This is a genomic window from Polymorphobacter sp., assembly GCF_048007885.1.
In the GTDB taxonomy this organism is placed as follows: domain Bacteria; phylum Pseudomonadota; class Alphaproteobacteria; order Sphingomonadales; family Sphingomonadaceae; genus Sandarakinorhabdus.
This window is the reverse complement of the sequence record NZ_CP180346.1, coordinates 80,539-96,971: the sequence shown is the minus strand read 5'-3', so window position 1 is coordinate 96,971 and position 16,433 is coordinate 80,539. Positions and strand designations below refer to the sequence as shown.

Annotated in this window: 3 protein-coding genes; all 3 read right to left on the bottom strand. The window is 68.4% G+C overall.

Translation table 11 applies throughout. The features are described 5' to 3' along the window. Positions 1–7: 7 nt before the first annotated feature. The 3 genes from ACMVO5_RS00370 to ACMVO5_RS00360 are packed head-to-tail and all read right to left on the bottom strand — an operon-like array spanning position 8 to position 16,340. On the bottom strand, positions 8–3,064 hold the full coding sequence (locus ACMVO5_RS00370; protein WP_416908111.1) for a CHAT domain-containing protein: 3,057 nt from the start codon (positions 3,062–3,064) through the stop codon (positions 8–10). Beyond that, positions 3,064–14,580, bottom strand: coding sequence for a beta strand repeat-containing protein (locus tag ACMVO5_RS00365; protein ID WP_416908110.1), 11,517 nt, complete (start codon positions 14,578–14,580; stop codon positions 3,064–3,066). Before ACMVO5_RS00365 ends, ACMVO5_RS00370 begins: the two co-directional genes overlap by 1 nt. Continuing rightward, positions 14,562–16,340: a ShlB/FhaC/HecB family hemolysin secretion/activation protein gene (locus ACMVO5_RS00360; RefSeq protein ID WP_416908109.1), complete on the bottom strand. Its 1,779-nt coding sequence runs from the start codon at positions 16,338–16,340 to the stop codon at positions 14,562–14,564. Before ACMVO5_RS00360 ends, ACMVO5_RS00365 begins: the two co-directional genes overlap by 19 nt. Between the last annotated feature and the right edge of the window lie 93 nt (positions 16,341–16,433).

Sequence of the window (16,433 nt, the reverse complement as noted above, 5' to 3'; positions counted from 1 at the left end):
GAGGCCCCTACTGAAGCGGGCGTTCGCCGTCGCCGACGATGGCGAAGGCGGACCAGTAATAGGGGTGGGACGTTGCGGCATCGTCCATCAGCGTGACGGCGGCCTGGCGCATGGATTCGCCGATGCGCGTGGCCTTGCCGTCAAACAGGCCGGATATAAGCCGCTCTGTGGCGCCGAAATCATCGGGGACGGGCCAGTGGCTGGCGATGACGGTACGCGAGCCAGCGCCGACAAAGGCGCGGACCAGGCCGTCGAGGGCGAAATTGCCGCCAGTGGCGATGCCGGCCTCGCGGGTGGCCGAGACAGTGGCCATGCCGGCAGTGTCACAGGCCGAGAGGATCACCGTTTCGGCGTCGAGCCGAAGGTCGAAGATTTCCTTGAAGGTGAGCAGGCCGTCGGAACCATCGGTGCCGAAGCTGGTGAGCAGGGCTGGCTGGGCACTGCACTGCGGCGAGGGCGCGGTGACAAGGCCGTGCGTGGCGAAATGGAGGACGCGGAAGTTGCGCAGGTCGTCGCGCCCGTTGAGCGCGGTATCGGCAAAGGCCGCGTCGGTGAGGATCTCGCTGCTGCCGCTGCCAAGGGCTGCGGCCGCAGTACGCAACTCGGTGGCAGCGATCGGGTTGGTCCAGGCCGCGAGCGGCCATTCGCAGGCATCGCGCGGGATGGCGGACATGCGCGCCGGGGGTGCTGCGTTCTGGCCGAGGCCGAGATAGGCGCGCGTCGCGCTTGAGGGTGCGATGCGGCGCAGATCGACGAAGGAGCGGGCGCTGACCGCCGTGGTCACCATCCGGTCGCGGCCCAGCCAGGCGATGCCGCGCATGTCATAGGCATCAGCGGTGATGTCGGCGACGCGGGCGAGATATTCGGGCAGGCCGGCATCGGAGGTGATGAGCAGATTGGGCGGAAGCTGGAGCAGCGGGCCATCCGGCTCGAAGATGATGTGGCGCACATCGGCAAGGGCCTCATCGAGACCTGTGAACAGCGCCTGATAGAGAAGGCGCGCGGTGGGCGCGTCGAAGGGATAGGTGGCGGTCTGGCCGTCCTCGATGCGCACGATGCTGTCCCGCAGGCGCGCGACCATGGCTTCGAGATCACGTGTGCTGGCGGGCACGGCGACGACACGAGCCATGTCGGCGGTGATCATCATGCCATAGGCGCGGCCGCCGATGAGGCTGAGCTTGTAATAGGCCTCGGCCGGCTTGAGCGCCGCCTGAAGCTCGGACAGCGGGAGCGTGTCGGGCGACACGACACGGTAGCGCGGATAGGCGGCGAGACGGGCGAGGAGCTGGGTCTGCTGGGTGGCCAGCGTCTCGCGCTCGGCGGTGAGGGTTTGCAGGCGGTCGCTCTCGTCGGGCGTCAGCTCGGTGGCGCGAGTCAGACGGCCGATTTCGGTTTCGACGCGGACGACTTCCCGCGAGACGGTGCTCGATTCGCGGAACAGGGCGGCGGCTTCATCGGAGCCACCGGAGAGCTCGCGCGCAAGCACGGCCTGCGTTTGGGCGACGCCGGGTCGGACCAGCGTCTGCGCGGCGGCAAAGAAGGCGGCGGCGTCTTCGCTGCTGCCGCTCTGGGCGAGCAGGGCGAAATAGGGCCCGATGATCGGGCGGATGGCCTGATCACCGCCCGGCGTGGTGGGCGCAGCCTTGACGACGGCGGCAAAGGCGCTGCGGGCGGCGGCGGCGTCGCCCTGCCGGGCATAGAGCGCGGCGAGGCGCGCTTCGGCAGCGAGCAGCGAGGCTGAGCCGGGATATTCGAGCGCCAGCAGGCGCACCGCTTCGGAGAGCTGTGCGCGCGCGCCGGCAGCATCCCCCTCGGCTTCGGCGATGGCGCCGAGATCGGTATAGCTGGCGGCATTGAGCCAGCCGAGCGAGCGGACCCGGCCGCCGCGAATGCCGTCGATCGCGGCAATCGCGTTGTTGAGCGCCTGCTTGGCTTCGGCAAGGCGGCCCCCGGCGCGATAGGCGACGCCGCGAAGATATTCCGACTGGGCGTCAAGGATTTCGATGCGTTCTTCGGTCGAGAGGCGCTGTTCGCCGCCTGCCAGACGGGCGAGCTGGCCGGCATCGGTGTTGAGGCGCTGCGAGACCCCGCGGGCGATGACGCCCTGGGCGAGCTGCTCGGGGTCGAGGCCACCGGCGCTGACCGCCGAGACCGGCGTGGCGAGGATTTCGAGCGCGGCATCGACCTGAAAATTGTTGAGCGCATCGATGGCGCGGAAATTGCGCAGCCGGCGCTGCTGGATGGGATCGACGGCATCGGGCGCGCGGGCGGCGCGTTCGAACAGATCAAGGGCGGCGGCGCGCTTGCCAAGATTGGATTGCTGGAGGCCCTGATTGGCCAGATATTCGGCGGTGCGGGCGAAGCCGGTGTCGCCGGTGCGGCTGCGCTCGACCAGATTTTCGAAGAATGCAGCCGCTTCGGCGAAGCTGCCGGCATTGTTGCGCAGATAGCCTTCGGAAAGGGCGGCTTCGGGATCGAGAACGCCGGCCTGCACCCGGGCCAGCGCGGTCGGGTCGGTGGTGCCGGTGACGGTGACGGCGACTTCGCCGGGCACGGCGCGGTCGGCAACCAGCGACTGGAGGCCGAGGGAGAGCGCGGGCTCATAGCCGGCCAGACCTTCGGCGATATAGAGCGTGCCGCCGGACTGGGTGCTGAGGATGAGGCGGGGCACGCCGGGCACGGTGCCGACACAGCTGGTGCGGGTGACGGCGAGACCATCGAGGCTGGTGTTTTCTGTGGCGGTGCAGCCGCCGGCCTCAACGGCGAGGCGATCGAGCACGGCGCGCGCGCCGCTGCCAGCGGCCGAGCGCAGCGCATAAAGGCTGCCGATCTGGGTGGCGGCATCGCGGCAGACCAGAGCATAGCCGCGATCGAACATCGACGCGAGCAGCGGGCCGGTGCCTTGCGACTGGGCGGTGCAGAGCACGCCAGTGGTACCGACGCGGAAGCTGTCTTCGCGCTTCAGGCTTTCGCGCGATGCGGCCGCCGCGGGCGTCAGCGGCGAGGCCATGGCAAGGGCGATGAGGCCGCAGACCGCCGCGGTGCGGTTGAACCTGGCCTTCATCACTGCTGCTCCTGCGCTTGCGAATTGCCGGTACCCGTGCCGAGGAACTGGCTGTCGTTGCCCTGCCCTTCGGGGCCGGACTGGTTGCCGGTGCCGAGGAACTGGCCATCGTTGCCCGTTCCGCCCGGGCCGGACTGGTTGCCCGTGCCGAGGAACTGGCCGTCATTGCCCGTACCTCCTGGACCGGACTGGTTGCCGGTGCCGAGGAACTGGCCGTCATTGCCTGTGCCGCCCGGACCGGACTGGTTGCCGGTGCCGAGGAACTGGCCGCCGGCACCGAGCAGGCCGCGGCCGGCGCCGATGAACTGGCCCCCGTTGCCGCCGCCGGTCACCGGCTCTTCGACGAACTCGCGCTCCAGCATGGGATTGGGGTTGATCAGCTGCTGCTGGCGGATCTGCGGAGTCACATTGGTGCCTTCGCCGTCAGTGGTGCCGTCGAGGCGCTCATTTTCCTCCTCGGTCAGCTCCTGCACGACCGTGGGGATGGGATCGACGATATCAACCGGCACCTCCGGCTCCGGCGTGGGCGTCGGCGTGGGCGTCGGCGTGGGCGTCGGCGTGGGCGTCGGCGTCGGTGTGGGAGTCGGCGTCGGCGTCGGCGTCGGCGTCGGCGTCGGGGTCGGGGTCGGGGTCGGGGTCGGGGTCGGCGTCGGCGTCGGGGTCGGGGTCGGGGTCGGCGTTGCGCAATTGCCACCTGCCAGCAAGCAGCCATTGACCTGAGTGAGATCTGTGTAGCCGGCGCCAACTGCGGAGAGGTTGAAGGTGACAGTATCGAGCGTGAAGTCGCTGGTCACCGGCTCGAACCCCTCATCGCGGGTCTGGCCGTTGATGACGACATCGAGCGGCTCGGCGATGACGACCGGCCCCTGCCCGCCACCAGCACCGTCACGCGGGGTGATGACCAGGTTGCCGGCGTCAAAGCCGGCTTCGAGCAGGCTGGTGCCGGCGTTCTGGACGAGGAAGGCGCCCTCGGCGGTGACGTTCATGAAGAGGCCGACAAGCTGCTGTTCATTGGGCAGCACGGTGGCGGCATCGGCGTTGAGCGCGTCGTTGCGGCCGGTGAAATTGACGTCGAGCAGCAGGTCGGTGATCAGCGCAGTGGTGCCGACGAAGATGTTGCGGGCGTCAAGATTGAGGATACCGCCGGGCAAGAAGTCGGTGTCGGTGACCGAGAGCTGGCCGCCGCGATCGGCATAGACGAGGATCTGGTCGGCGAAGAGATTGAGCTCGTCTTCGATGCCGGCGTTGGTGATGGTCGTGGGGCCTTCGACGGTGATGTCGCCGGGCGCAATGATGGTGAAGGACGAACCGGTGAGATTGGGATTGCTGTCGTCGCTGCCGCGCAGGTTGAGATCGAAGACGCGCAGATCGGTCGTGCCCTCGCCCAGAAGCAGGGTCACGTTGATATCGGCGGCTTGCAGCCGGGCGATTTCGAAGCTTTCAAGGGCATAGCTGGTATCAACTTCGACACCCCCGATCGAGGCGCTCTGACCGGGCAGGATGTTGAGATTGATGGTCTGGGTGTCGAGCCCGCCAAAGCGTTCGGTGATGACGATGTTGCCGGAGGTGACGGTGATGTTGGGAGCGCTGACCATGTCGAAGAAGCGGGCATTGCCGCCCGCCTGCACGTTGATGTTGCCGGTCGCGTCGATCCCGCGGAAGAAGCTCTCATTGGCGCTGCTGCTGGTCAGCGACCCGGCGCTGGTCAGCGCGTTGATGAAGATGTTGCCGCTGTCGAGGGAGGCGTTGCTGTCGGCGAGCAGGGTCATGTTGCCGGGCGCACTGAGCGATTCGAGTTCGAGATTGGCACCGAGGCCACTGCCGGCGCTGGCGAAGATGTCTCCACCCCCGCTGACTGAACCGCCGACAATGCCGAAACCGGCGGTGAGGCTGATTTCACCGGCAGCTTCGATATCACCGATGCTTATCGCGCCGCCGGATTCGATGATCGTCGCATATTGGTTGATCACTGGCGCACCGCCGCCGCCGGAATCGCCGCCGTCGGGATCGCCGACGTCGGGACCGCCGACTTCTTCCGGCGTCTCGATGGGCGCGGGATCTATGATGCCCGCGTCTGAACTCGTGTAAGTGACCGCGCCGCCTGGCGCCGAGACGATGACGCTGTCGCCGGCGCTGAGAACGCCCGCCGTCACGTCGCCATTGGCGGAACCGATGCCGATGCTGCCTTCGGCGCGGACGCTGCCGATATCGACACCTTCGCTGCCGACGAGAGTGGCCTCGCCGTTGCTGACCACGCCTAGCGTCGTCAACTGTCCGTCAAGCGCGGCGACGGTGACAAATGTACCTGCGCTGACGATGCTGCCGATGGTCAGATTGGTGTCAGCAAAAATCAGGAGGTTGGCGCCAGTATCGATATCGCCAGCGACGATATCACCGCCCGCGCTGATATCGATCGTGCCGGGCGCGAGAAGGTCACCGGTTCCGACAGTGCCATCGGCGAAGAGCGTGATATCCCCGCCGCCGTCAATGGCGCCTGCTGCGAGATTGCCGGTATTGGCGATGAGGCTGACGAAAGCGCCACCCGAGCGGATGTCGCCGGTGGTGAGGTCGCCGGTGGCGGTGAGGCTGAGGGCGGCGTCCGTGTCGATGTCGCCGGCTTCGATATCATCGCCGGCGGTGAGCGAGATGAGGATGTCAGAGGCGAGCGCGCCGGTGTTGATGGCGCCACCCGACACGAGGATGATGCCCTGCGGTGCGCTGAGGTCGCCCATGGTCATCAGACCAACAGAGGTGGCGTTGAGCAGGGCGGCGGTGACGTTGCCGGTGGTGAGCGTGGTGGCGGCGGCGAGATCGACGTCGCCAGGTGCCGTGATGTTGCCGGTGGTCAGACTGCCGCCGCTGGCGTCGATGGCGAGCGTGTCGGCGGCGGAGGTGATGTTGGCGGTCTCGATATTGCCGCCGGCGAGGAGGCTGAGCGCGCCGCCCAGATCGATATCGGCAGTCAGGATGTTGCTGGCGGCATCGAGGGTGATGTCCGAACCGCCGAAGAGGCCGAAGGTCTGGATATCATTTGCAGAAACAATATTGATGCTGTCGGCCGAGATGTCACCGCTGAAGACATCTCCGCCATCGATGGTGATCGGGCCATCGAGGAACGCGCCGCCGAGGAAGACGCCGCCGGGCGCGGTGAGCGTGGCTTCGCTGCCGCCGCCGATGCCAGCGAGCGCGAGATTGCCGAACGACTCGACTCTGACCTGACCACCGACCAGCGTGGTGTCCATCACGATGTCATTGGCCGTGATGAAGACGCCCAGCGCCGGGGCTTCGAGCGTGCCGGGCTGGTCTTGTGCTGCGCCGCTCAGGCTGGGGATGATGATGTCGGCATCGATGGTGATGGCATTGTCGGTGGCGATGATCGCGCCGTCTTCGATGCCGAAGGTTGAGAGGCCGGCGAGCACGAAGCTGGCGCCGCTTGCGAACGTGACCGAGCCGCCGCTGGTGCCCGGCGTGCTGGCGATGCCGGATGCGATGCCGAGGCCATTATCGGCAAAGGGCTGATCGCCGCCGTTCGTCATGGTGATGAAATCGAGGATCTCGATCTCGCCGCCGCCGCTGTCGATCAGGGTCTGGCCAGTGATTGATGCGAGCGGCACCAGCGGGCCAGCGGTTGGGGCGCCGATGGCCGTCAGTTCCGCTTCGCCAAGGCTGAGCAGCGAGGGTTCGCCGCCGACACTGTGAGCGCCCATGGTGAGGCGCGCCACGCCGCCGATGCCCTGGCCGAAGCTGCCGACGCTGTCGAGGAAGGCGCCGCCGCTGCCATTGGCGACAAGCGAGGCCCGCCCGCTGATGGTGATAGTGCCGCCGGCGCCGCCGACGGTGGCGCTGCCGCCACGGCCCGCGCCGCCTTCGGACAGACCCGCGCCGCCTTCGCCGTTGGCATCGAGCAGAAGGCTGGCCGCAGTGACGCTGCCGCTAAGCGGGCTGGCGAGGCCGGCGTTGCCGAAGCGCACGCCGCCGCCAGTGGCGCTGCCGCCGATGGCGCCACCGCCACCAAAGGCTGCCCCCAGGAGCGTGGCATCGCCGACACTGACGGTGCCGGCGCTGGTCTGGCTGCCGAGGAAGATGGTGCCGCCGGTGGCATCGCCGCCGGTGTTGCCCGGTTGCGGAACGTCGACGCCGCCACCGTCGGCGACTGCGTTCGCGTTGATCGACTGGGTGGTGAGAGACGCGAGCGCCGTGGCGTCACCGGCGAGGCCGATCGTGATGATGCCGCCGATGGCATCGCCGCCGTTACCGCTGCCGCCGTTGAAATCGAAGGAGAATCCGCCAATGGCGCTCGCATCGAGGAAGATGCCGCCCAGCGGCTGGTTGATCTGGCCGTCGCCGCCGGCAAGGATGTCGATGCTGCCGCCGGTGGCGAGGCCGCCGTTGATGCCGGGGCCGGCAATGGCCCCCGCATCCACGAATATATCCGGGCTATCGAGATTGACCGTGCCGTCATTGGCGAGGATGCGGGCGGCGCCGCCGGTGGCGGGGGCACCGGTGAAGTCTTCCTCGCCGATGATGGCAAAGGCATTGACTGAGACGGGTCCGCTGATGGTGATGCTGCTGCCGGGTGCGCCGGCGACCACTTCGGCGAGGCCGCCGATCGTGGTGCCGCCGATGGCGACTGCGTTGATCTCGACCTCGACGGGAAGGCTGACGGTGCCGCCGGCCTGGCTGGCGAGGAGGCTGGCGCTGCCGGCGGTGGCGATGCCACCTTCTTCGGTGCGGGCATTGGCATCGAGCAGGAAGAGGAAGCCGGGCAGGACGCTGAAGGCGCCGGCCCCGGCGTCGACAAGGCTGGTGCCGCCCAGCGCGTTGCCGCCTCCAAAGGCGTCGGCGTTGGCAAGAATCTCGACCGGGCCACCGGCGGTGACGGCGCCGCGCGACATGGTGATGAAGGCATTGCCGCCAGTGGCGCTCTGGCCGATGCCGCTTGCGTCGATGATGACGCCGTTGGTGATGTCGAGGTTGCTGGCGAGCGGGCCGTCGAGGAACTGGATACCGGCGCCGCCGCCGATCGCATCGCCTTCAACGGCGTCAATTCCGGAGACAAAACCGCCCGTGCTGGTGGCGATGAGATCGAGGCTGCCCAAGCTGACATCGGCGGCGAGGCCGGTGCCGTCGATGAGCAGGCGGGCGCTGGTTTCGGAACCGGCCAGCGCGTTACCGCCACTGCCGCCGGGCCCTTCAAAGCCTTCGCCGATGGTGCCGAGCCCGCCCTCGCCGCCTTCGGAGGCGGCCGAGAGCGTGACGAGATCGGCGGACAGGACGCCGCCGGTGACGAAGAGTGACGTTTCACCGCCCTGCGCGTTGCCGCCCAGACCGCCGCGATCGGCGACGCTGAGCGTCGTGGTGTCGCCACCGTCACCGCCGAGGCCACCGGTCGCCTGGACATTGAGATTGATATTTGCGCCGCTGAAACTGCTTTCGAAGATGCCGAGTGACGCGATGCCGCCGACCGCGTTGCCGCCGTCACCGCCATTGCCCGGTGTATCAGCGACAAAACCGCCGGAACCCCCGTCGCCGCCGGCGCCGCCAAGGCCGCTGGCGAGGGCGCTCAAGGTGCCGACCGTGACATCGCCCGCGAGCGCGCCGGCGCCGCCATTGCTGGCGGTGATGATGGCGAGACCGCCTTCACCGTCGCCGCCGCGACCGCCAATGCCCGAGACGACAAGATTGCCCTCGCCGCCATTGCCGCCGATGCCGCCAGTGCCGGTGACCGTCTGGCTGAGCGTGTCGGCGCTGAGCTGACCGCCGCTCAGCGCATTCGCCAGAACGAAGCGCGCTTCGCCGCCGAGGCCGGCACCGCCGGCACCGCCAGCGCCGCCGCCGGTGTCACCGCCATTTGCGCCGGACCCGCCAACGCCGCGGGCCCGCTGGACCGCGTTGCCGCTGATGATGACATTGGCCGCGCCGCTGGCGATGACGGCGACCTGGCCACCGGTGGCCGTGCCGCCGGCACCGCCATCAGCACCGGGACCGCCAAAGCCGCCGAAGCCGCCAAAGGCATCGGCGGTCTGCGTTATCTCGAGGGTGGTCAATTGGCTCGCTTCGCCGAAATTGCCGAGCGTGAGTGAAACGGTTCCACCCGTGGCGCTGCCGCCGGCGCCGCCGGCCTGATCGGCGACGGTGCTGTTGCCGCCGCTGCTGGCGAAAGCATTGGCGCGCATGGAAAGCTGGGTAAGAAGGGCCGAGCCCGCCCCATCGGCGCTGCCGATATTGAACAGCACTGAGCCGCCGATCGAGGTGCCGCCGGGATTGCCGTCTTCAGCGCGGGTTGGCGATTCGACCGCGGTGAAGGAACCGGCAAAGATTTCGGAGAAGGCCTGAACTTCGAGCGTGCCTGCGCCGACATCGATATTGACGGTGCCGCCGGTGGCATCGCCGTAGAGAATGCCGTCACCCGCAAAGGCAGCGGCGTTCACAACAAGGCTGTCTTGCGCCAAAAGGCTGCCGCCCGTGCCGATCTCGACGCTGGCGGCGCCGCCGATGGCATTCGCACCGCCAACACCTGCACCAACCGGACCGCGGCCTGCGCCTTCCGCACTGACAGATACCGTCCCGCTGGCGGTGAAGGTGCCGCCGCCGATAGTCAGTCCGGCGGTGCCGCCCTGCGCAAAACCGGGCGCATCGCCGGCAAGCCAGCGATTGCCGCCGGTTGCGCCGCTTTCAATGGAGAGGCGGTCGAGGGTTACCGCGCCGTCACCGACGGCAAACAGCGCGTCACCGCCGGTTGCGACCGTGCCGTCGCCCGTGTGGACGGAGCTGGAGTCAGAAAAGGCGCGAATGGCAACGTCACCGAACGTGTCGAACAGGCCGCTGGTGATGATGAAGCTGGCGGTGCCACCGCTTGCATTGGCGCCCTGGCCGCCGGCAATGGCTTCGACGCCGGGAAGCGATGCGCCGCTGTCGGCATTGGCATCGAGAAGCAGCGTGTTGAACCCGGTGTCGCTGAGGAACAGGCTGCCGCCGTTGATGGCGAGGCTGGCGAGGCCGCCGGTCGCTGCGCCGGCGTTTCCATCAACCTCGCCGGTCGCGCCGCGGCCCCCGTTGCCGCCGTCGGCCGCAGCAAGCAGCGCGAGATTGACGGCTTCGAGGCTGGAAGAGAGGCCGTCGAGCGCAACGGTGACGCTGCCGCCGGTCGCCGCGCCGCCTGACCCGGCGCCGAAGCGGCCGCTGATGCCGTTGGCGCCGTTGCCGCCGGTCGCGCTGCCATCGAGGGTGACGACGCCGGGCGTCAATGAGCCTGTGCCAGCGATGGTGAGGTCGATGATGCCGCCGGTGGCAGCGGCGCCGCTGGTGGGGGCGAGATTGCCGCCGCCACCCTGGGCGCTGGCGTTGACGATGAAGTCGCCGAGCGGGTCGAGCGTGCCATTTTCGATGAGGATGGTCGCGCTGCCGCCGAATGCGTTGCCGGCGGCGGTACCCGTTGCAGGGTCGTTGAAGGTGCCGAAATCGACCTCGCCGGCGAGTGCCGACATATCGACTTGGAGCCCGCCGAGAATGTTGAGATCGCCGGCCAGGATGGCGATATCGAACCCGCCGCCCGTGGCATCACCGCCGCCCTGAACGCCGCGACCGCCAACGCCTTGCGCGCCAATGAGAAGCGGGGCCAGCGTCATGGTCCCGCCGCCGGCATCGATGAACAGCCCGGCCGAGCCGCCGACGCCGCTGCCGCCAAGGCCATCTCCATTTTCGCCGATATTGCCGCTGCCGGTGCCAGCCACGTCGATGTCGAGGCTGGACGTGATGTCGATGCTGCCGCCATTGAGGCGGATTTCACCGGTCCCGCCGGTTCCGTCGCCGGCCTCGGCGGTGCGGGTGAAGCCGCCGACGCCCCTTGCGCTGACCGTGACATCGGGCACAACCAGCGCACCGCTGGTGACGCTGACCTGGGCCACGCCGGCGGTGGCGTCGCCGCCAATGCTGAAATCGGACGCGCCGGCATTGGCGTCCGCCGACACGTCGAGGACGTCAGCGTTGATGAAGCCGCCCAGCAAAGCCCCGCTGCCGCTATCGGCGATTTCGGCGCGCGCCGAACCGGCGACCGCATTGCCGCCCGTGCCATCAACCGACTCGCCGCCTGTGGCATCGGCAGAGATGAACGGGCTGAACAGCGTGGCGGTGCCCGGCGCGCCGGCGACGCTGTGCGAGGTGACGATGAGGCTGGCGCTGGCGCCGCTGTTCAGCGCGTCGCCGCCGGCGCCGACGAGGCCGAAGGTATCTCCAGCGCCGCCAAAGCCGCCATTGCCGGCGCTGGCTTCAGCGCCGACAAAAACGCCGCCGGTGAGGTTGCCGCCCTGAATTTCGAGACTGGCGGTGCCGCCGCTGGCATTGCCGCCGGCGCCGCCGTCACCCCCGTCTCCGCCTTGCGTGCTGGCGCCGTCGCCGCCGTTGCCGCCGAAGCCGCTGGCTTCAAGGCCGAGGAAGGAGACGTCGAAGGTGCCGGCGAAGCTCGCGGCGTCGGGGCCTTCGAGGATGCCGGCGCGGGCGATGCCGCCGGTGCCGCTGCCGCCGGCGCCGCCGCTGCCGGCAAAGGAGCCGGGTTCACCGTCAGCGCCGAAGCCGCCGATGCCATTGGCGCGGACGGTGCCTTCACCGACGCTGATCGAGCCATTTTCGGCGCGGCCGAAGACGCGGACCTCGCCGCCGGTGCCGTTGCCACCCGAGCCGCTGTTGACCAGCGGGAAGAACGGCGACGAGCCTTCGCCGCCCGCGCCATCGGCGGACGCGAGGAAGGTGCCGGCGGAGATCAACGAAGGAATGGCGCCCTGAAGCGCATTGACATCGACAAGGCCGCCAAAGCCATCACCGCCCTGGACTTCACCGCTGCCGCCGAAACCGCCGGCTTCGACAAGGATCCCGGCATTGAGCGTGCCGGCCTCGACGGTGAGGATGCTGGTGCCGCCAAAGCCGTTGCCGCCAACGTCGGGCGGGATGCCCTCGTCGCCCTCGCCGCCGAAGCCGCTGGCGTCGACATTAAGCGAAGACAGTGTGACATCGAGCCCAGTCTGGCTATAGCGCGCGGTGCCGCCCGTACCTGTGCCACCGGTTCCGCCGATGTTGGCACCGCCTCCACCCGAGGCGAAGAGACCCAGGCTGTTGACGTTGAACTGGGTGGGACCGGACAATGTTTCAAGGATCACCTCGACGGTGCCACCCTGGCCAGAGCCGCCAACATTGACAGCACTGGTGCTGCCGCCTTGGCCCGAACTCTGAAGGAAGAAACTGTCTGCCGAAAGCGTGCCGCTGTCCATTACGAGCTGGGTGAGCCCGCCGATGCCAACGGCCCCAAGAGCGCCGCCGCGCCCGCCGAAACCGGTCGAATCGAGGAAGACCTCGAATCCGGAAAAGTCGATCGTGCCACCCGCGACGCCGATGCGGGCGGTGCCGCCCTGGCCGATGCCGCCTGTCGCGCCGTCGTTCGTATCCTGACCGCCGCCGCCATTGGCGTTGAGGAAGACCGCGTCGGTGACGGTGATGCTGGCGGCGGCGTTGGTGGTGTCGATCGAGACGGTGCCGCCGCGGCCGATGGCGGTGGGATCGAGATCGCCGCCGAGGCCGCCGGCATCGAGGGTCAGGATGCCCGCCGTCAGCGTGCCATCGGCGATGGTGATGCGCGAGGCGCCGCCCAGCCCGTCTCCGCCGATGCCGAATGTGGGCGAGCCGGGCTCGCCAAGGAGGAAGAATTGATTGCCGGCGATACCGCGCGTGTCGAGCAGGATTTCGCCGGTGACGGCGATGCTGCCGCCGGTGTCCGCGCTGACAATGAGCTGGCCGCCGGTGCCGGCGCCGGCCGGCTGATCGGGCGAGGCGCTGCCGCCGGTGCCCGATGCGCGGCCGATGACATCGCCTTCGACGATGAGCGTGCCATTGTTGGTGGCGAAGATGCCGCTCTGGCCATCAAGGCCGCCGCCGGTGCCGCTGCCGCTCGCGCCGATGCCCGAGGAGCCGCCCTGGCCACGCACATCAAGGACGAGATTGCCACCGACCCGCAAGCGGGCGCCGCTGCCGAATTCATCATCGACTTCGACGCGCGCCGTGCCGCCGGTGCCATTGCCGGCATCGCCGCTGCTGATGCCGCCGCCAATGCCGATGGCTGACAGGATGAGATCGCCGCTGATATCGATCTGCGAGAAGATGCCGTCGCTGACGCGGACCACGGCCACGCCGCCGACCCGGTCAGCCCCATCAGAGTCGAACAGGGTGCCGGCGTTGGCGGTGATGCGGGCGTTTCCGGTGACGCTGATCTGGCCATAGTCCGCAGCCTCGAGCAGCACATCCTGGTCAGCAGCGAATTCGACGCCTGCGTTGAAGGACACATCGGTATCGGACGAGCCTTGGGCGGTGCTGCGCAGGCTGGTCGAGCCGGTGGAGCGGAAAGTGGCGAAGGAATTGACGCCGCGACCGACGAATTCAATGGATTCACCCGCGCCGCTGCTGGCTTCGGAGGGCAGGCTGCTGAATGGGCCTGCAAAGCCGTTGGTGGCCTCGTTGATGTCATAGCCGGCCGAGAGCACGACGGTGTTGCCCTCAACACTGGCAGCACCTGCGATATCGAAGCCAAGCGGGACAGGTGAGCCGGAATTGTCGCCCGAAAAGGCCATGGTGATGGCGTCATTCTTGGCCACGGCGACGAAATACATGCGGTGACGGTCAGCGGCGGTGGGCGCATTGGCGCCGATGACGCGGCCGCCAATCTGCATGGCATCGGTGACGCTGGTGCCGCTGGTCACTGCAATGTCGAACAGGCCGCCATCGAGCCGGAAGCGGGCGGTTTCAGCGGCGACCATGGCGAGGCTGCCATTGACGTCGATCTGGCTGCTGTTCTCGGTGATGATCTGCGGGGCTTGCAGGATGACGTAGCTGTTCGGGTTGGTGGCGATGATGTCGGCGCCGTTTTGCAGCTGGATGGCAGCGGTGGGGCTGCCGCTGTTGGTGAGCTCAAACAGGCTGGCCGTGCCGCTGGGCGTGATGAAATTGCCGAGGGCATCGGTGAGCGGGTCGGCGGTGGTGAGCAGCAGGCTGCCGACATTGAAGGTGCCTGTGCTGCCGATGATCATGCCGCCGGGGGCGTAGAACCAGATCGAGCCGGCGGCGTCGCTGTTGACGAGGCCGTTGAAGGAGATGGGCGTGTTGGCCACGCCCGACGGGATGATCCGGTTGAGGACCGTATAGGCGGCGCCGTTGAGGGCGGATCCGCCGAAGAAATCGATCTGCTCGCCGGCGGGGAGGAAGTTGATCGGCGTGGTGCCATCGCCAGCGACGGTAGGGGTCCAGTTGATGATGCCCTGGGCGGCATTGACGGTGATGGTGTCGACATTGTCGAAATTGTTGATGCTGAGGACGCCCGGATCATAGGTGGCGACACCATCAGCGGCGACGCCGTTGTAGGTGGCCTGCGCCATGGCCGCTGTAGGCGCGGCGGCGAGCATGGTGGCGAGCGCGAGGCGCGACACGCCCGAGGCGGTGAGGGACTTGCGGTGCATGATCATTGGCGGCTGCCCCACGGCACGAGCCGTGTTGTGAGGGTGAGGAGGAAACGGACATCGCCGGCCTGACGCAGGCCGACGCTGCGGGTGGGGACGGCGAGGCCGAGATCGAGGCGGGCCTTGTCTCCCCAGAGCGTGCGCACGCCGCCGCCGACCGAGCCGATGGCGCGCGGATCATTGCCGGCGGGGTCGAACTTGTTCCACACCCAGCCGGCATCGGCGAAGACATAGGGCTCGGCCGAGAGCTTTTCGGAGGTGGAGAGGATCTGCCCCGGAAAGGCGATTTCGCTGGCCATGCCGACGCCCTTGTCACCGAGCAATGCGCCGGGATCGAAGCCACGGCCGAGCGTGAAGTTGCCGAGCGCAAACTGCTCATAGCTGGGCAGCGCCGCGCCCGAAATCTGCGCGCGCGGCATGAGTGCGATGACCACATGGCGGCCGACGCGAAGCTCGGCCCGGCCCTGGAAGCGGGCGAGGAAGGCGCTCGAATCGCTGACGATGTTGCCGGGCGGCAGCGCGCCGGGCGCGGTGCAGGCGGCGATATTGTCGACGCAATTGGGCGAGGCGGAGAGAATGTCGAAACCCTGCCGGAGCTCGAGCGCGCCGGTGAGCCGCCAGCCGGTGGTGCCGCCGGGGCCGACGCCGCGCGTGTCCACGGCCTCGCCGTCGAGGCGGAGATAGCCGATGCGCAGCCTGTCCCGCGTGACCGGCAGGCCGGCGAAGGTGACGCGCTGAGTGACGAACTCCATGCCGCCCGACAGGCCGAGGCTGAGCGCCTGGCTGCGCTTGAGCGGATAGCGGGCATCGATGGCGGCAATGGACGTGCGCGCCTCGATGGGCGGGGCGGCGCCGACATCGGGATTGGACCAGGCATAGGTAAAGCGCCCGCCGAGGCGCAGGCCGGAGCCGCCGGCGAGGAAATCATGGCCGACCTGGACGATCATCTGCTCATCGAAATCAGGCGTGCTGTAGAAGCTGAGGCTGGTGCGGTCGCCAAGGCCGGTCAGGTCATAGGCCTCGGCACGAAGCTGGCCGCCCCAGCGGCCGGTCTGGGCAGCAGCGAGGTTCTGCACGGAGAAATCAAGAACGAAGGGCGTGCGCTCCAGGCTGATTTCCGCGATCATCTCGCCGACACCGGTGCCGGCCGGCTTGAGCAGCAGGCGCACATCATAGCCGGGCACGTCGCGGGCGAGCAGCAGCCAGCGCTCAGCGTCGAACCGGTTGAACACCTGACCATTGGTGAGGCGGGACAGGTAGCGCTCGAACACCGCCTCGGTCTTGCCGGCATCACCCAGCACGCGCACCGCGGTGACCTTGGCGTAGAGCACCTCAAGCGCCACGACGCCGTTCTCGATGCGCTGAGCAGGCACTTGCACGGCCGCGACATAGCCAAGCGCACGCAGCCGTGTGGCCACGGCATCGCGAACCTCGCAGATGATGCTGACCGACTGTTCGCGGCCGGTGTAGAGTGCAGTGATATCGGCCAGCGCGGCGGGGTCTACGGGGCCGAGATTGTTGAAGACGAACTGGCTGGGGGTGACGGTGATGCTGGCATAGGCCGGATCGGCCAGCGCGCAGGGGCTGCGCTCGATCTCGCCCACCACGCGCAACCGGCCACGCGGAGCCTGGGCGGGGGCAGCGGTCTGCCCTTCGATGACATCGCGGCCCGGCCCCGCTATGGGGCCGCCGACCGGCTGGGCGGCGGCAGGAAGGGCCATGAAGAGGGCGCAGGCCGCCGCAACGGCGTTGTGGCGCAGACAGGCGTTCACGCGGTTCATTCCCCCAACCAGCTCCCCCCGGGACGCGAATACGCCCGGTTGACAAATCGTAACGTGTGCGCGGCCCGTTTAATTACCTGTAGTTTCTACCCA